This is a genomic window from Methylocystis sp. (assembly GCF_051062815.1).
Taxonomy (GTDB): Bacteria; Pseudomonadota; Alphaproteobacteria; order Rhizobiales; family Beijerinckiaceae; genus Methylocystis.
Map to the genome: position 1 here is coordinate 59,029 of NZ_JBPFDU010000059.1, position 16,236 is coordinate 75,264.

General features: G+C 66.7%; 15 protein-coding genes and 1 riboswitch. Of the genes, 12 read left to right on the top strand and 3 right to left on the bottom strand.

Going from position 1 to position 16,236, the window contains the following annotated elements; all coding sequences use genetic code 11:
- Positions 1–228 precede the first annotated feature (228 nt).
- The 3 genes from ACR65W_RS09070 to cobO all read right to left on the bottom strand — a co-directional run bounded on the left by ACR65W_RS09070 (position 229) and on the right by cobO (position 3,003).
- Positions 229–1,158, bottom strand: a complete 930-nt coding sequence (locus ACR65W_RS09070; protein WP_434502552.1) for a DMT family transporter — start codon at positions 1,156–1,158, stop codon at positions 229–231.
- Positions 1,155–2,198: a sterol desaturase family protein gene (locus ACR65W_RS09075; protein ID WP_434502554.1), complete on the bottom strand. Its 1,044-nt coding sequence runs from the start codon at positions 2,196–2,198 to the stop codon at positions 1,155–1,157. Before ACR65W_RS09075 ends, ACR65W_RS09070 begins: the two co-directional genes overlap by 4 nt.
- A 184-nt stretch (positions 2,199–2,382) precedes the next feature.
- Positions 2,383–3,003, bottom strand: a complete 621-nt coding sequence (gene cobO, locus ACR65W_RS09080; protein WP_434502602.1) for a cob(I)yrinic acid a,c-diamide adenosyltransferase — start codon at positions 3,001–3,003, stop codon at positions 2,383–2,385.
- A gap of 49 nt (positions 3,004–3,052) precedes the next feature.
- Positions 3,053–3,248: riboswitch (cobalamin riboswitch) on the top strand.
- Positions 3,249–3,299: 51 nt separating this feature from the next.
- Here cobO and ACR65W_RS09085 point away from each other — a divergent pair.
- The 12 genes from ACR65W_RS09085 to ACR65W_RS09140 all read left to right on the top strand — a co-directional run bounded on the left by ACR65W_RS09085 (position 3,300) and on the right by ACR65W_RS09140 (position 16,058).
- Entirely contained in the window at positions 3,300–3,497 is a 198-nt protein-coding gene (locus tag ACR65W_RS09085; protein ID WP_434502556.1) for a CbtB domain-containing protein, read from the top strand.
- Between the two features lie 12 nt (positions 3,498–3,509).
- The gene (locus tag ACR65W_RS09090; RefSeq protein WP_434502558.1) at positions 3,510–4,172 is read left to right on the top strand and encodes a CbtA family protein; all 663 of its coding nucleotides are present in this window, start codon (positions 3,510–3,512) and stop codon (positions 4,170–4,172) included.
- Positions 4,169–5,203: a cobalamin biosynthesis protein CobW gene (gene cobW / locus ACR65W_RS09095; RefSeq protein WP_434502560.1), complete on the top strand. Its 1,035-nt coding sequence runs from the start codon at positions 4,169–4,171 to the stop codon at positions 5,201–5,203. The genes ACR65W_RS09090 and cobW overlap by 4 nt, the downstream gene beginning before the upstream one ends.
- 6 nt (positions 5,204–5,209) lie before the next feature.
- Positions 5,210–8,638, top strand: coding sequence for a cobaltochelatase subunit CobN (cobN, locus tag ACR65W_RS09100; protein ID WP_434502562.1), 3,429 nt, complete (start codon positions 5,210–5,212; stop codon positions 8,636–8,638).
- Complete coding sequence (gene cobG, locus ACR65W_RS09105; RefSeq protein ID WP_434502604.1) at positions 8,631–9,902, top strand: precorrin-3B synthase; 1,272 nt, start codon at positions 8,631–8,633, stop codon at positions 9,900–9,902. Before cobN ends, cobG begins: the two co-directional genes overlap by 8 nt.
- The gene (locus tag ACR65W_RS09110) at positions 9,899–10,531 is read left to right on the top strand and encodes a precorrin-8X methylmutase (RefSeq protein ID WP_434502564.1); all 633 of its coding nucleotides are present in this window, start codon (positions 9,899–9,901) and stop codon (positions 10,529–10,531) included. The genes cobG and ACR65W_RS09110 overlap by 4 nt, the downstream gene beginning before the upstream one ends.
- Positions 10,528–11,292, top strand: a complete 765-nt coding sequence (locus ACR65W_RS09115; protein WP_434502566.1) for a precorrin-2 C(20)-methyltransferase — start codon at positions 10,528–10,530, stop codon at positions 11,290–11,292. The genes ACR65W_RS09110 and ACR65W_RS09115 overlap by 4 nt, the downstream gene beginning before the upstream one ends.
- On the top strand, positions 11,289–12,041 hold the full coding sequence (gene cobJ / locus ACR65W_RS09120; RefSeq protein WP_434502568.1) for a precorrin-3B C(17)-methyltransferase: 753 nt from the start codon (positions 11,289–11,291) through the stop codon (positions 12,039–12,041). The genes ACR65W_RS09115 and cobJ overlap by 4 nt, the downstream gene beginning before the upstream one ends.
- Positions 12,038–13,240, top strand: coding sequence for a precorrin-6y C5,15-methyltransferase (decarboxylating) subunit CbiE (gene cbiE, locus ACR65W_RS09125; protein ID WP_434502570.1), 1,203 nt, complete (start codon positions 12,038–12,040; stop codon positions 13,238–13,240). The genes cobJ and cbiE overlap by 4 nt, the downstream gene beginning before the upstream one ends.
- Before the next feature lie 198 nt (positions 13,241–13,438).
- Positions 13,439–13,843, top strand: coding sequence for a cobalamin biosynthesis protein (locus tag ACR65W_RS09130; protein ID WP_434502572.1), 405 nt, complete (start codon positions 13,439–13,441; stop codon positions 13,841–13,843).
- Complete coding sequence (gene cobM / locus ACR65W_RS09135) at positions 13,840–14,604, top strand: precorrin-4 C(11)-methyltransferase (protein WP_434502574.1); 765 nt, start codon at positions 13,840–13,842, stop codon at positions 14,602–14,604. Before ACR65W_RS09130 ends, cobM begins: the two co-directional genes overlap by 4 nt.
- Positions 14,601–16,058, top strand: a complete 1,458-nt coding sequence (locus ACR65W_RS09140; protein WP_434499059.1) for a cobyrinate a,c-diamide synthase — start codon at positions 14,601–14,603, stop codon at positions 16,056–16,058. The genes cobM and ACR65W_RS09140 overlap by 4 nt, the downstream gene beginning before the upstream one ends.
- The last annotated feature ends 178 nt before the right edge of the window (positions 16,059–16,236 follow it).

Consider the following 16,236-nt stretch of genomic DNA (forward strand, 5'->3'; position numbering starts at 1 on the left):
CGAAAAGACTCGCCGGGCGCGCAAGCTCCCGGCCCTTGTCTTTCTGGCGGGCGATCGGCCGGTTACCGCGCAGATCATTTTGGAGCCGACGTTCTCGACGTGATCGAGCGTCGGTTTCCACTTTTTTGGACGCTTAGAGCGCTTCCCGATCACGTGGAATCATGTGATCGATAAGGAATCGCTCAAAATCAAAATGCTGGAGCAGGTTCTCCTCTTTTTCGGAACCTGCTAACGCGCCCGACTCCACACTTGCGACAGCCGACTCCAGTATTGCGACACCCAAATATTTTGCGCCGCCGGTCCAGCTTCGACGAAACCGGCGCTGAGCAAGATCAGCAACCCGCCCAGCATCGCCGGCCCGGTGAGGCGCTCCGACAGCAGCATGGCGCCCGCCAAGGCTGCGAAAACGCTCTCCAGCGACATGATGAGCGCGGCTTCGGCCGCTGGCGTATATTTGAGCGCCACGATTTGAAGCGTGAAGGCGATCCCCCCGGAGCAAAGCCCCGCATAGAGAATCGACGGCAGGGCGGCGCTCAGGCCCTCGAGCGAAAAAGGCTCGCCGCCGAGGCCCACGACAGTTCCCAGAACGCCGATGACGCCGAACTGCGCGAAAGCCAAAAAATACGGCCGATCGGCGCGCGCGAGAAAGGTCGGGACGAGACTGATCCCGGCCGCCCACGCAATATCCGCAATCAAAACCAAGGCGTCGCCCGACGTCCAACTCTGGAGCTGCGCGCTGTCCGTCAGAAGCCAAGCGCCCACGATGGACCCGAGGCCCGCGACGAGAACGACCTGCCGGGGTCTTACGCCGGTCTGCGCAAAGACGAACACTGGAACGAGCACGACATATAGCGCCGTGAGAAATCCGCCGTTTGTGGCCGTCGTCGTGGCGAGGCCGACTTGCTGGAAAGCCGCGGCGACGAAGACGCAAAAGCCGATCAGGCCGGCGAGAAGCAAATCGCCCTTTTTCAGCGGAGAGCCACTGTGACGGCCTTCGTAGAGCGCCAGCGGCGTCAGCGCGACGCACGACAGGAGAAAACGGACGCCGACGAAGGTGATCGGCCCCATAAGCTCGCCGGCGTTTTTTTGCGCGATGAAGGCCGTCCCCCAGATAAACGCCGCCAGCACAAGCAACAGATCGGCGCGAATGCGGCTCATAATATGCCTGTGCTCTTTAGCCTTTGACGGCGCTGCTCCAGTCGCTCACTCCCAGCATTCCACGCATCGGCGAGCGCGCGCCAGAGCGCGAGGGCGGCTCTGTAAATCGGGGTCGCCAATAAGCCGAGCGACGAATGCGGGTCCGCGGCGTCTTCCTCGACCCCGTATTTAAGGCGCGGGTTTTTGGTCGAAGGCATCTCGAGCGATCCGAACATCCAGTCCCAAACGGCGAGAACGCTGCCGAAGTTGCGATTGAAGTGCTGGGGATCTGTCGAATGATGGATCTGGTGATGCGCGGGGCTTAGAACGACGTGTCCCCAAATCCCGCGAAAGGGAATCCAGAACTGCGAATGTTGAAGATGCCCGATCGTCCAAAGGAAGAAGATGAAAAGGATGTTCTTCCCGTCGACGGTGAAGGATTCTGTGGTTCGCCCAAAGATCCAAGCCAATATGCCTGACGCGGCGCCAATGAACGTCGCGAGCATGTAGCCGAAAATGATGTTGTCGATCGGATGATTGCGAAAGTTCGTCACCGGGGTAAGCACCTCGGCGGTGTGATGCACCTTGTGGAACTCCCACAAAAACGGGATCCGATGCTTGAGATAGTGATCGACCCAATAGCCGATCTCATAGGCCAAAAAGAGCATGGCGGTAGAGAAGAGTTTTATCGAAAGGTCACAGCAAGAGACCGGCGCAAAAGCGCCAAAAGAATTGCGCAGCGCGGCGCTCACGAGCGTCGCGACGGCATTCGACGATATGACGAGCGCGCCCACCACGACCGGCATGAGAACGACGCTCAGGATGAAGAGCTTGACGTCCGCGGCAAACGATTTGGATAGCAGGAGTCTCTTGTCGAAGATTGCCCGCGCGATGGCCCGCGGGTTGACGCGCCCCCGGCGCATCTTGCGCTGATAGGCCAGCGCGCCAACGGCGATGACAAACGTCGTCGCCAGGGAATAGACCGAAAAAATCGATCCCGCCGAAAACAGTTCGTTGGATATCTTCGCAGCGGAAAAGCGGAGCGCGCCGTAAACGTCCATCGAGCTTTCGGGTCCAGATGATGTTGAGAGTTCAGCCTAGGACTGACGCGCCTCGGGATGCCTGCTCGCGTCGCTGGCGCACGTCCCTATCCGCCACGGAACTGCCTGCCCGCAAAGCGTATTCTCTACGCGAGCCGCTGCCAAGAGCGATATGCCGGCGAGCTTTCAGAGCATAGGTTCCGGATTAGAATTCGATTCCCTCCTGCGCTTTGACGCCGGCGGCGAAATGGTGCTTGACCAGGGTCATCTCGGTGACGAGATCGGCTGCGGCGATGAGCTCCGGCTTGGCGTTGCGTCCGGTCACGACGACGTTGAGATCGTCGCGGCGCGCGGCGAGCGCGCGAAGCACTTCCTCCAGCGGCAAATGCTCATAGCGCAGCGAAATGTTCAATTCGTCGAGCACCAGCAGGCGGATCTCGCGGTCGTCCATCAGTTCGCAGGCCTTCTCCCAGGCGCGCCGCGCCGCCGCCTCGTCGCGGGCGCGGTCCTGGGTCTCCCAGGTGAAGCCCTCGCCGAGCGTATGCCAGGCGACGTGACCGAACTCTTGGCCAAGCTTTTCGAGCATGTTGCGCTCGCCGGTGCGCCACTGGCCCTTGCCGAACTGAACGACGCCGATCTTCCAGCCATGGCCGAGCGCGCGCAGCGCAAGCCCAAAGGCCGCCGTGGACTTGCCCTTGCCGGCGCCGGTGTGGACCATCAGCAGGCCTTTGCGGGCGACCGTCTTGCCGGCGACCTCGGCGTCCTGGACGGCCTTGCGCTTCTCCATCTTGAGACGATGGCGGCGCGCCTCGTCGTCTTCGTTCATCTCGGTCACGAGGCGCTCCTTTGCCCGTTTGACGGCGGCATGACGCGCGCATATGACTAGTCAGGACGGTCCTTCGCAAGAAGTGAAAAGGGAACGCGGCGCGGGCGTTACGCCTGTATCCGCGGCTGCCCCCGCAACTGTAGCCGGCAAGGTCCGCGCCATCCGCCACTGAGCGTTAAGCTTGGGAAGGCGGCGCGGTCCGACGACCCGGGAGCCAGGAGACCTGCCGTCAGGGCGATCCTTTGTGATCGCTGGGCGCATCGCATCGCCGCCGGTGGGGCGGCAGGGAGACCGACATGAACGCCAAGTCATCCGTAAATTCATCCGCCGCCACGAGCGCCCTTGGGGCTTCAAGATTCGAAGCCATGAGAGCCGCGCTTGTCGCCCTCGTTCTCGGCTTTGGCCTCGTTTGGCTCACCGGCTTCGCCTATCCCGAAAGCGTGCATGACGCGGCGCATGACACGCGCCACGCGCTCTCCTTTCCCTGTCACTAGGCCGCAACGCGCTTGATCGCGCGCGTTTTGCAGACCGGCCTTATCGCCGGCCTTGTCGCCGGGCTTGCGGTCGCGGCCCTGCAGCACTTCACCACGACGCCGCTGATCCTCGCCGCCGAGGTCTTTGAAGCGGCGCAACATGCGCATAGCGACGCCGAGGCGGGCGCGGCTTTATCCGGTCTGAGCCGCACGGCCGCCACCAGCCTCGCGACGATCGCCGTCTCGATCGGCTATGCGCTCATCCTGCTCGCCGCGATGCTCCTTGCCGGCGACGCCATCGCGCCGCGCCGCGCCGCCCTGTGGGGCGCCTGCGCCTTCGCCGCGACTGGCCTCGCGACGAGCCTCGGCCTCGCGCCGCAACTCCCCGGCATGGCGGAAACCGACCTCGCGGCCCGCCAAATCTGGTGGCTGGCGACCGCGCTTGCGACCGGCGCCGGACTCTTCGCCTTGTTGCGGCTCGACTCGGCGGCGGCCAAGATCGCCGGCGTCGCGCTGATCGTCCTGCCGCAGTTCTTCGCGCCGACGCCTGCTACGCCCGAGAGCACGGCGCCGGCGGAGCTCGCCGCGCGCTTCGCCGCCGCCTCGCTTGCGATTCAAGCGATCAGCTGGGCGCTCGCCGGCGCGCTCGCCGGTCTCGTCTGGCGCCTGCTGTCACGCGAAAAGGAAGCCTCATGAGCGGCGCCAAAATTCCCGCGACGATCGTCACCGGATTCCTCGGCGCGGGAAAGACGACGCTGATCCGCCATGTTCTCGAGAACGCCAAGGGCCGCCGTCTCGCGCTGGTCATCAATGAATTCGGCGACGTCGGCGTCGACGGCGAAATCCTGCGCGCCTGCGGCGTCGAAAACTGCCCGGAAGAAAACATCGTCGAACTCGCCAACGGGTGTCTCTGCTGCACCGTCGCCGACGATTTCATCCCGGCGATCGAAGCGCTGCTCGCGCATGAAAAGCGTCCCGATCACATCATCATCGAGACGTCCGGACTGGCGCTGCCCAAACCGCTGGTCAAGGCGTTCGATTGGCCGGCGATCCGCTCGAAGCTGACCGTTGACGGCGTCATCGCCGTCATTGACGGCAAGGCCGTGGCGGAGGGCCGTTTCGCCGACGATCTCGACGCCATCGCCAAGGAGCGCGAAGACGCGCAGACGATCGATCACGACAATCCGCTTGAAGAGGTGTTCGAAGATCAGCTCGCCTGCGCCGATCTCATCATCCTCAACAAGACCGATCTGCTCGGCGCCGACGAAGAACGCGCGGTCGCCAATCGCCTGGCGCAGGGCGCGCGAGCCGCGGCGAAGATCGTGCGCGCCAGCGGCGGGCGAGTCGACCCGCTCGTGCTGCTCGGCCTGTCGGCGGCGGCGGAGGATGATCTCGCGAGCCGTCCGTCTCATCATGACGCCGAGCCCGGACACGATCATGACGACTTCGACAGTTTCGTCGTCTCTCTCCCGGCTATCGCCGATCCGGCGGCGCTGGTTGCGCGACTCGCCGAGGCGGCGCGCGCGCATGACGTGCTGCGCGTCAAGGGATTCGTCGAAGTCATCGGCAAGCCGATGCGCCTGCTCGTGCAAGGCGTCGGCGCGCGCATCGAGCATCATTTCGATCGCGCCTGGAAGCCGGGCGAGCCTCGGATAAGCCGCGTCGTGATCATCGGCGAAAAAGGCCTCAATCGCGACGCTGTGATCGCGACGCTGGCGCGGCCGTGACGCGCCATGCATCTCCTCCCGCGCGATCTCCATAATCTCGACGACGCCGGCGCGGCGGTCGATCTTGGACAATCCCCGGCGGAGATCGTGTTTCTGTCCTTCTCCGATTCTGAGCTGCGCCTGCTGGCGCGACTCTATGAACAAAGCGCCGCGACTCTCCCGAGCTTTCGCTGCGCGTCGCTCGCGCAATTGAAGCACCCCTACTCCGTCGATCTCTATCTCGACACTGTGGCGCGGCATGCGCGGCTGATCGTCGTGCGGCTGCTTGGCGGCAAGGACTATTGGGCCTATGGCGTCGAACAGCTCGAAGCGCTGGCGCGCGCGAAGGGAGTTGCGCTCGCCATCGTTCCCGGCGATGCGCATGACGACGCGCGCCTGAAGCAGGCGTCGACCCTCGATGCGGAGACGCTCGATCGAATCTGGCGGTTTTTTCAGGACGGCGGTCCCGACAATCTGCGTTCTTTCCTTGGTTACGCCGCGACGATCGCCGGCTACCCGGCGCAATGGGGCGAGAGCGCGCCTGTCGCCAACGCGGGGCGGTTCGAGGCGGCCTGTCGACTTGGCGGCGAATTGCGCGCGACGATCGTCTTCTATCGCGCCATGTTCCTTGCCGACGACGTGGCGCCGATCGTCGCGCTCGCCGATGCGCTGGCGCAGCGCGGGTTCGCGGTCGAGGCGGTTTATGTGGCGAGCCTGAAGGAGGCCGAGAGCGAAGCTTTCGTGTCGCGCTCCCTCAGAGCCTTCGCGCCGGATGTCATCCTCAACGCCACCGCCTTTTCGGCGCGGCGTGACGCGGGAAGCGTGCTCGATCTCGCGGATGCGCCGGTGCTGCAGATCGCGCTCGCGACCTCTTCGCGCGACGCGTGGAAAGCTTCGATGCGCGGCGCGAACGGCGCCGATCTCGCGATGAATGTCGTTCTGCCGGAAGTCGATGGGCGCATCTTCACCCGCGCGATTTCCTTCAAGGAGGAGGCGCCGCTGCGTCTCGCGGCGCAGTTCAGCGAGACGCGCCATGCGCCGGAACGCTCACGAATCGGCTTCGTCGCCGACCTCGCGTCGAACTGTGCGCGGCTGCGCCGCAAACCCAACGCGGAAAAAAGCCTCGCGCTCATTCTTTCGAATTATCCGGCGCGTCGCGGCCGCGGCGGCTACGCCATCGGCCTCGATGCAGAAGCAAGCGTGCATGAGATCGTCTCGGCGCTGCAAGGGGCGGGATATGACGTTGGCGTCGACTCTGAGCGCGATCACCTTCTCCCGCTTGCGGGAGAAGGTGTCGCCACGCAGTGGCGACGGATGAGGGCCCTCTCCCGACCCGGCTTCGCCGGGCCACCCTCTCCCGCAAGCGGGAGAGGGGAACGCGCGTCATCTTTGCTGCGTGATCTAGAAGACCGGACGTTCGTCATCGAAGTCTCGCTTGCTGATTACCGCGCTTGGCTTTCCGCGCTCTCCCCCGACTTCGTCGCAAGCGTCAACGACGCCTGGGGCGCGCCGCAGGATGATCCTGCCGTCGTCGACGGCGCCTTCCGCTTTTCCTGTCTCGAAGCCGGCAAGCTGATCGTCGCGCTGCAGCCCGATCGCGGCGCGCGCACGGATCGTTACGAGACCTATCACGACATTCAGCGCCCGCCACGCCATGCCTATGTCGCCTTCTATCTCTGGCTGCGGCATGTCCGAAAGATCGACGCGCTCATTCATCTTGGCGCGCATGGCACGCTCGAATGGCTTCCCGGCAAATCGGTCATGCTGTCTGATGCCTGCGCGCCGGAAGTCGTGCTCGGGCCGACGCCGCTCATCTATCCGTTCATCGTCAACGATCCCGGCGAAGCCGCGCAGGCCAAGCGCCGCACATGCGCCGTGACGATCGGGCACCTGACCCCGCCGCTCGTCGACGCCGAACTGTTCGATGCGGCGGCGAAAGTCGAAACGCTGCTCGACGAATATGCGACGGCAAGCGCGCTCGACGCGCGCCGCGCGAAACTCATCGCCGGCGCGATCATCGACGAAGCCGAGCGCAGCGGTCTTGCCGCCGAATGCGGCGTCTCGCGCGAGATGGACATCGCCGAGACATTGACGCGACTCGACGCCTGGATGTGCGATCTGAAGGACATGCGCATCGGCGACGGACTCCATGTCTTCGGGCGCGCAGAAGAAGATTCAGACGCCGATCCTGCGCGCGACGCCTGCGCGCGCGCCGAACGCGCGGCGCTCGTCGCGGCGCTCGCGGGCCGCTTTATCGAACCCGGACCCGCCGGCGCCCCATCGCGCGGGCGCGCCGACGTTCTGCCGACGGGACGCAATCTCTATTGCATCGACCCACGCCATGCGCCGACGCAGACCGCCTATGATATTGGCCGTCGCGCCGCCGCGGAAGTGATGACGCGTCACGCGCAGCAGCATGGCGAATTTCCACGCCGCATCATGCTGGATCTCTGGGGCAGCGCGACGATCCGCACCGGCGGCGAAGATTTCGCGCAGGCGCTGACGCTTCTCGGCGTCGCGCCGCGCTGGGACGCCGCGAGCGCGCGCGTCATCGGCTTTGAAATCCTGCCGCAGGCGCGGCTCGACTTTCCGCGCGTTGACGTGACGCTGCAGATATCAGGCCTATTTCGCGACATGTTTCCCAATCTGGTCGCGCTTTTCGACGACGCGGTGCGCGCCGTCGCAGCGCTGGAAGAGGACGCCGAGTTCAATCCGCTGACGACGGCCGACGATCTGCGCCGCGTCTTCGGCGCCGCGGATGGAACATACGGGCTTGGCGTCAGCGATCGCGTGCAGCGCGGCGCATGGTCGACCCGCGACGATCTCGCCCGCGCCTATTTGTCGGCGGCGGGCCACGCTTATGATCGCGCCGCCGAAAGCCAAGAGGCGGTCGCGGCGTTCAGCGCGCGCGTCGCCGCGGCCGACGCCCATGTCCACATTCAGGACATGGCGGAGGTCGACGTTCTGATCGGACCCGCTTTCGCCGACTATGAGGGCGGCTTCGCCGCCGCCAACGCCATGCTTGGCGGCGACGCCGAGCTGCTGCATCTCGACGCCACACGGCCGGAGCGCCTGCGCGCGCGCGCGCTCAAGGAGGAGGTCGCGCGCGTGCTGCGCATGCGGCTCGCCAATCCGCTCTGGCTGAAAGGCCAAATGCGCCACGGCCATCGCGGCGCCGGAGAAATCGCCGAAGCCATCGACAATCTCTATGCTTTCGCCGCGACAAGCGGCCTCGTCGCCGACGCGCAATTCGACCTCGCTTTTGACGCGGCCTTAGGCGATGATGCGGTCCGCGATTTTATCGCCGCGGAGAATCCCCGCGCGCTCGCGGCGATCGCGCGCGTTTTTGGCGACGCGCTGGCGCGCGGCCTGTGGACGACGCAGCGTAACAGCGTTCGTGACATCTTAAGCGATATCGAACGCCAAGAGGGAGGGCGTCTTGCAGCCAATGCCTGAAATCAAGGGCTGGTGCCCCGGAGCCTTCGCGCCCATGCCGAGCGGCGACGGTTTGCTCATCCGCGCGAAGTCGGTCGGCTCCCGCATGAGCGCCGAGCAGGCGCAGGAGATAGCAAGAATCGCGGAAGCGTGCGGCAATGGGCTGATCGATCTGTCGCAGCGCGCGCAATTGCAGCTGCGCGGCGTCAGCGAGGCGACGCTCGCGGAAGCCATGCGCCGGCTCAAGGCCATCGGCATGCTCGCGCCCAATGCCGACGCGGAGCGGGTGACGAATGTCATCGCCTCGCCGCTTGCCGGCCTCGCGCCAAGCGCTTTCGACGCCAACGCGATGGCGGCGACGCTCGCCGACGCGCTGCAGCGCGACGCGGCGCTGCGCGCGCTTCCGCCAAAATTTCTGTTTCTTCTCGATGACGGCGGCCCGCTGTCGCTCGCCGAGGTCGACGCCGACATTCGCATCGAAGCGGAGGCGCCGGGCGAGGTCGGCGTCCGTATCGCCGGCGTCTGCGATCGCGCCGTCATTGTCCCCGCGAATGATGCGCTTTCCGTGGCGTTGCGCTTCGCCCGCGCCTTCGTGGAGCTGCGCGATCGTCACGCGAACGCGTTCAAGCGCGTGCGCGCATTGGTCGAGGCGCTTGGCGCCGACGCGCTGCCGGACGCGGCCGGACTGTCGATGCGCGTCTCCAACGAGACGCGCGCGCCCGCGCCCCGCGCGCATATCTTCGGCGCGCAACGCTGCGGCGCGGTGGCATTCGCTGGCGTCGGCGCGCCCTTTGGCCGCTGGCGCGCCGACGAACTCGCGGCGGTCGCCGATTTTGCGAGGCGCGACGGAACGGGCGAATTGCGCCTTACGCCGTGGCGCGCCTTGCTGATGATTACGCCCCACGAATACGGCGCGCGCCGCATCGTCGCGCGCGCCCGCGACCGGGATCTCATCACCTGCGCAGAGGACGCGCGCCTCTCGGTCATCGCCTGTCCCGGCGCGCCGGAATGTCCGCAGGCGGTCGCCGAGACGCGCGCGCATGTGATGGATCTGGCGCCGCTTGCGCAAAAGATCGGCGGCGCTGACGGCGTCGGCCTGCATCTTTCGGGCTGCGCGAAAGGCTGCGCCCGGCAGAGCGCCTCGCCAATCACGCTCCTGGCGTGCGCCGAGGGGTTCGACCTCATCGAGAACGGCGGCGCCGATGGCGCGCCCCGCCTCAGAGCGCTCTCTTTAGAGGCCGTCATGCGCGAACTTGCCGTGCGCGCGGCGGGAAGGCCGCAATGACCGCGCGTTTCGACTATATCCGCGAGGGCGCGCAGATTTACGCACGCTCCTTCGCCACCATTCGCGCCGAGGCGAATCTCTCGCGTTTCACGCCCGAGCAGGAAAAGATCGCGGTGCGCATGATCCATGCCTGCGGGATGGTGGAGCTCGCCGATGACATCGCGTTCTCGCCCGATTTCGTGGCCGCGGCGCGCGAGGCGCTGCAAAAGGGCGCGCCGATTCTCTGCGACTCCAACATGGTCGCCCATGGCGTCACGCGGTCGCGGCTGCCCGCGGAAAATCAGGTTGTCTGCACGCTGCTCGAGCCGCGCGTTCCGGCGCTCGCCGCCGAGCTCGGCAATACGCGCAGCGCCGCCGCGCTGGAGCTGTGGCGCAATCGGCTGGATGGCGCGCTGGTGGCCATCGGCAACGCGCCGACCGCGCTTTTCCGTCTCCTCGAGATGATCGATGAAGGCGCGCCGCCCCCCGCCGCGATTATCGGCATGCCGGTCGGCTTCGTCGGCGCGGCGGAATCGAAAGACGCGCTGCGCGAATTCGGCCGCGTTCCCTTCGTGATCGTCTCCGGCCGCAAGGGCGGCAGCGCCATGGCCGCCGCCGCCATCAATGCGCTGGCGAGCGAAACGGAATGAACGCGCTGGCGTCGACCTCGCATGAAGCCGTCGCGACGCTCGGGGCGCTGATCGGCGTCGGACTCGGTCCTGGCGATCCGGAGCTTGTGACGGTCAAGGCCGCGCGCCTCATCGGCGCGGCGAACGTCGTCGCCTTCTTCGCCAAGCGCGGACGCGCGAGCCACGCGCGCGCGATCGCTGCGCCCTATCTCGCGCCGGGGTGCGAAGAGATTGCGCTGCTCTATCCGGTGACGACGGAGATTCCTTTCGATCAGCCGGAATATGTCTCGTCGCTTCAGCGCTTCTATGAAGATTGCGTGATGCGCATTCGCGCCGTGCTCGAAGCCGGCCGCGACGTGACGCTGCTCTGCGAAGGCGATCCGCTGCTCTACGGCTCCTTCATGCATATGTTCGCGCGGCTTGACGCGCGCTTCCGCATCGAGATTTGCGCCGGCGTCTCCGGCATGTCGGGCTGTTTCGCCGCGGCGCGCCAGCCGATGGCGTGGGGCGACGACATTCTCACCGTTCTGCCGGCGACGCTCGACGAAGACAGGCTTGCGTCACGCCTCGCCGAAACCGACGCCGCGGTGGTGATGAAGCTTGGCGGCAATTTCGCCAAGCTGCGCCGCGCGATGACTCGCGCCGGCGTCATCGATCGCGCAATCTATGTCGAGCGCGGCGCGATGCCCGGCGAAAAGATCATGCGCTTCGCCGACAAGCGCGACGACGAGGCGCCCTATTTCTCGATGGCGCTTGTGCCGGGACGAGGCCGGCGCCCTTGAGCGGCGCGCTTGACATCGTCGGCCTGGGCCCGGCCGACGCGCGATGGCTGACTCACGAGGCGCAGGCGGCGCTCGACGAGGCGCAGGACATTATCGGTTATGCGCCTTACGTCGCTCGCGTTCCCGAACGCTCGGGGCAGACGCGGCTTGCAAGCGACAACCGCGTCGAAATCGATCGCGCCCAGGAGGCGCTGGCGCGCGCCGCGCAGGGTCGCCGCGTGGCCGTCGTCTCCGGCGGCGATCCCGGCGTCTTCGCCATGGCGGCGGCGGTTTTCGAAGCGGTCGACGGCGGTCCGCGCGCGTGGCGCGATCTCGATATTCGCGTGCTGCCCGGCGTCTCGGCGATGCAGGCGGCGGCGGCGCGGCTCGGCGCGCCGCTCGGCCATGACTTTTGCGCGATCTCGCTGTCCGACAATCTCAAGCCGTGGGACGTCATCGCCAAGCGGCTGGAACATGCCGCGCAAGGCGACTTTGTCATCGCGCTATATAATCCCGCGTCGCGCGCGCGGCCGACGCGCATCGACGACGCCTTTGCGCTGCTGCGTCGTCATCTTCCCGGCGAGACTTTCGTTGGCCTCGCGAAATCCGTCGGCCGCGAGAACGAAGAGATCATTCTGACGCGGCTCGACGAAGCCGAGGGCGACAAGGTCGACATGTCGACGCTTGTCGTGATCGGCGCCAGCGGCACGCGCCGCATCCCGCGCGGGGGCGCGCGCGATTGGGTCTATACGTCGCGGAAGGCGACATGAGCGCGCCATGGCTGTCGCTGATTGGCGTCGGCGAAGACGGCGCCGAGGCGCTGACGCCGGCGGCGCGCGCGCTCGTCGCGCAGGCCTCGCTGATCGTCGGCGGCGCGCGACATCTCGCGATGATCGACGCACCCAATGAGCGCCTGCAGTGGCCCTCGCCGCTCTCCGACGCATTGCCGCGCATCCTTGCCCAGCGCGGCAAGCCCACGGTCGTTCTGGCCTCGGGCGATCCCTTCTTCTACGGCGTCGGCGATCTCATCGCGCGCCACGTCGCGCCTGACGAGATTTTCTGCGTTCCGGCGCCTTCGGCGTTTTCGCTCGCGGCCGCGCGGCTCAAATGGAGCCAGCAGGATTGCGCGCTCCTCTCGCTGCACGGCCGCGCCTTTGAACGCGTGACGCCGCATCTGCAGCCGGGCGCAAAGATCATTGCGCTCTCCTGGGACGAGACGACGCCCGCGCGCCTCGCGCGCCATCTCGCCCTGCGCGGCATGGGCGGATCGCGCCTCCATGTGCTCGAGCGGCTCGGCGGCGCTAAGGAGCGGGTGCGCGACACGCGCGCCGACGCCTTCGGGCTCAATGACATTGCGCCGCTCAACACGATCGCCGTCGAAGTGGAAGCCGGCGGAGACGCAGTCGTCATTCCGCTTGCGCCGGGCCTCCCCGATGATTGGTTCGAGCATGACGGGCAGCTCACCAAGCGCGACATCCGCGCCGTGACGCTCTCCGCGCTCGCGCCGCGCAAGGGTGAATTACTGTGGGACGTCGGCGCCGGCGCCGGCTCCGTCGCCATCGAATGGATGCTGAGCGATCCCGCAAACCGCGCCATCGCCATCGAACGCGATGCGCAGCGCGCCGCGCGCATCGCGCGCAACGCACTGTCGCTCGGCGTTCCGGATCTACGCGTCGTCAATGGCGACGCGCCGCAAGCGCTCGCCGAACTCGATGCGCCGCAGGCGATCTTCATCGGCGGCGGCGCCGATGCGGCGACGCTTGCCGCCGCGTGGGACGCCCTGCCCCGCTTCGGACGCATCGTCGTCAACGCCGTTACGATCGAGACTCAGTCGCTGCTCGCCGACGCCTATCGCGAGAATGGCGGCGAGCTCATACATCTGCAGATAGCGCATGCGCGCCCGATCGGCCGCTTCCATGCGCTCGATCCGGCAATGGCGGTCACGCAATGGCGAGCGGTGAAGAGATGAATGTTGCGACAGCGCCCACACCCTCTCCCTATGGGAGAGGGTGGCCCCGCGCAGCGGGGCCGGGAGAGGGGTTTCCATCCTTGTTCATTTGCGAAGATCATTCGGTCCAACGGCGGAGCCAATTTCGGTCGATGGATACCCCTCATCCCGGACCTTCGGTCCGACCCTCTCCCGATGGGAGAGGGTGGGCGCGCGCCTATGACTGACGCTCCCCTCTACGCCTTCGGGCTCGGCGCAAGACGCGGCGTCGCCGCGAACGATGTCGTCGAACTCGTGCGCCGCGTCGCGCAGACGCATAACGTCGATCTGAGCGAGGCGAGGCTCTATGCGCTCGAAAGCAAGGCGCAGGAGACCGGGCTGCACGAGGCGGCGCGCGAACTTGGGCTTGAACTCGTCTTTCTGCCGCTCGCGGCGCTGCGCGCCCGCAAGGCGACGGCGGCGACGCATTCGCCGCGCGTGCAGGCGATGTTTGGCGTGGGCAGCGTCGCCGAAGCCGCGGCGCTTGTCGGCGCCGGACCAAACAGTCGCCTCGTCGCGCCGCGCCTGACGACGCCGGTCGCCGCCTGCGCTCTGGCCAAGCGCGGCGAAGAGAACAACTCATGACCGTGCATTTTATCGGCGCAGGTCCCGGCGCCGCCGATCTGCTTACCTTGCGCGGACGCGATCTCATCGCGCGATGTCCGGTCTGCCTTTATGCCGGCTCGCTCGTGCCCGCGGGAATCCTAGCGCATTGTCCGCCGGGCGCGCGGATCGTCGATACCGCGCCGCTGTCGCTCGACGCCATCGTCGCCGAGATGCAGCAGGCGCATAACGCCGGGCTCGATGTCGCACGGCTGCATTCGGGCGATCTCTCGATCTGGAGCGCGGTGGGAGAGCAGATGCGCCGTCTCGACGCGCTCGGCATTCCTTGCACAATGACGCCGGGCGTTCCCGCCTTCGCGGCGGCGAGCGCCGCGTTGAAGCGCGAACTCACATTGCCCGAAGTGGCGCAATCGCTGGTGCTGACGCGCACGTCGGGGCGCGCCTCGTCGATGCCTGAGAGCGAAAGGCTCGCGACATTCGCGCAATCCGGCGCGACGCTCGCGATCCATCTCTCGATCCATGTTCTGGCGCGGGTCGTGGAGGAGCTGACGCCCTATTATGGCGGCGGCTGTCCCGTGGCGCTCGTTTATCGCGCCTCATGGCCCGATGAGCGCGTCGTGCGCGGAACGCTCGCCGATATTGAAGCGCGCGCCGCCGAGACGCCGATGGAGCGCACCGCGCTCATTCTCGTCGGACAGGCGCTCGCGAGCGAAGATTTCCGGGAAAGCGCGCTTTACGACGCGGATTATGATCGGCGCTTTCGGCCGAGCGGCGAAAGGTGAACGCGCCCGGACTGCTGATCGGCGCCGCCCGCTCCTCATCGGGCAAGACGACCCTGACGCTCGGCCTGATGCGCGCGCTGACGCGGCGCGGCTTGCGCGTCGCCCCGGTCAAATGCGGGCCGGACTATATCGACCCCGCCTTTCACGCGGCGGCCACCGGCCGACCCGGCGTCAATCTCGATTCATGGGCGATGGATGCACATTTGATTGGGCGGCTCGCCGCGCGCGTGAGCGAAGGCGCGGACATCGTGATCGCTGAAGGCGCGATGGGGCTCTTTGACGGCGCGCCCGGCGGCGCGGCGGGAATCGGCGCCAGCGCCGACATCGCCGCCTTACTCGGCTGGCCGGTCGTGCTCGTTCATGACGTCTCCGGCCAGGGGCAGACGGCGGCGGCGATTGTCCGCGGGATCGCTGGACACGACGCGCGCGTGAAGGTCGCCGGCGTCGTATTGAACCGCGTCGGCTCCGAGCGTCATCGCAGGCTCGCCGGCGAAGCGATCGAGGCGCTGAGCATCCCGGTGTTCGGCGCGCTGCCCCGCAACGAGGCGGTTTCCCTCCCCGAACGCCATCTCGGCCTGGTGCAGGCCGGCGAAACCCAGGGGCTCGACGCGCGCCTGGACGCCCTCGCGGATTTCATCGAAGCGCATGTGGATGTGGACGCGATGATCGAGGCGGCGCACTGCGCCCCCTCCCCGACCCTCCCCCGCTTCGCGGGAGAGGGGGTAGGTCAGCGCGCTCTGTCGCCGTCACGCGAAAACAGCGTGAGCGTCCCCTCTCCCGTTCGAAGTCGGCTGTTGCCGACTTCGGAGTCGATGCGCAACCCGGGAACACCCGGTTTGCGAAAGCGGGGGAGGGGCAGGGAGGGGGCCATTCCGCCCCCCGCGCAGCGCATCGCCGTTGCGCGCGACGATGCTTTCTCCTTCTTTTATCCGCATCTCGCGCAGAGCTGGCGCGACGCCGGCGCGGAGCTTTGCTTCTTCTCGCCGCTCGCCGACGAGGCGCCGCCCGAAGATTGCGATCTCTGCTGGCTGCCGGGCGGCTATCCGGAGTTGCACGCCGGTCGGCTATCGGCGGCGCAGGGCTTCATAAAGGGGTTGCGGCGTTTCGCTCAGAGAGGATGGCTCCACGGCGAATGCGGCGGCTACATGGTTCTCGGCCGCGCGTTGATCGACGCGGCGGGCGAGGCGCATGAAATGGCCGGACTGCTCGAACTGGAAACGAGCTTCGCCCAGCGGAAATTGCATCTCGGCTATCGGCAGGCGCAACTCGCGGCAGACCACCCGCTGGGCGCTGTCGGATTTCGACTGCGCGGCCATGAATTTCACTACGCGACTGTTCTTCGCGAAGAAGGCGCGCCCTTCGCGCTGGCGCGCGACGCCTATAGCGACGACGAACGCCCAGCCGGACTGGCGAGAAACGGCGTCTCCGGCTCGTTTTTCCACCTGATGGCGTAAAAAAGGGCCGCCGGACGAACCAGCGGCCCAAGTCAAGGGAGGAAACGCCCAAGGAGGGCTACGAAGCAAGACAACTCTCGCTGCGTCGCACTGTTATATTGCTGCGCCGCACAAGAGTCAAGATTTTTTTCGCTACACGGCAAAGCTTCAGCGAGTCGCCGCCCATCGCCCTGGACAG

Coding starts and splice junctions, on each gene's coding strand:
- ACR65W_RS09070 (WP_434502552.1), bottom strand. CDS start 1,158: ATGAGCCGCATTCGCGCCGATCTGTTGCTTGTGCTGGCGGCGTTTATC.
- ACR65W_RS09075 (WP_434502554.1), bottom strand. CDS start 2,198: ATGGACGTTTACGGCGCGCTCCGCTTTTCCGCTGCGAAGATATCCAAC.
- cobO (WP_434502602.1), bottom strand. CDS start 3,003: ATGAACGAAGACGACGAGGCGCGCCGCCATCGTCTCAAGATGGAGAAG.
- ACR65W_RS09085 (WP_434502556.1), top strand. CDS start 3,300: ATGAACGCCAAGTCATCCGTAAATTCATCCGCCGCCACGAGCGCCCTT.
- cobW (WP_434502560.1), top strand. CDS start 4,169: ATGAGCGGCGCCAAAATTCCCGCGACGATCGTCACCGGATTCCTCGGC.
- cobN (WP_434502562.1), top strand. CDS start 5,210: ATGCATCTCCTCCCGCGCGATCTCCATAATCTCGACGACGCCGGCGCG.
- cobG (WP_434502604.1), top strand. CDS start 8,631: ATGCCTGAAATCAAGGGCTGGTGCCCCGGAGCCTTCGCGCCCATGCCG.
- ACR65W_RS09110 (WP_434502564.1), top strand. CDS start 9,899: ATGACCGCGCGTTTCGACTATATCCGCGAGGGCGCGCAGATTTACGCA.
- ACR65W_RS09115 (WP_434502566.1), top strand. CDS start 10,528: ATGAACGCGCTGGCGTCGACCTCGCATGAAGCCGTCGCGACGCTCGGG.
- cbiE (WP_434502570.1), top strand. CDS start 12,038: ATGAGCGCGCCATGGCTGTCGCTGATTGGCGTCGGCGAAGACGGCGCC.
- ACR65W_RS09130 (WP_434502572.1), top strand. CDS start 13,439: ATGACTGACGCTCCCCTCTACGCCTTCGGGCTCGGCGCAAGACGCGGC.
- cobM (WP_434502574.1), top strand. CDS start 13,840: ATGACCGTGCATTTTATCGGCGCAGGTCCCGGCGCCGCCGATCTGCTT.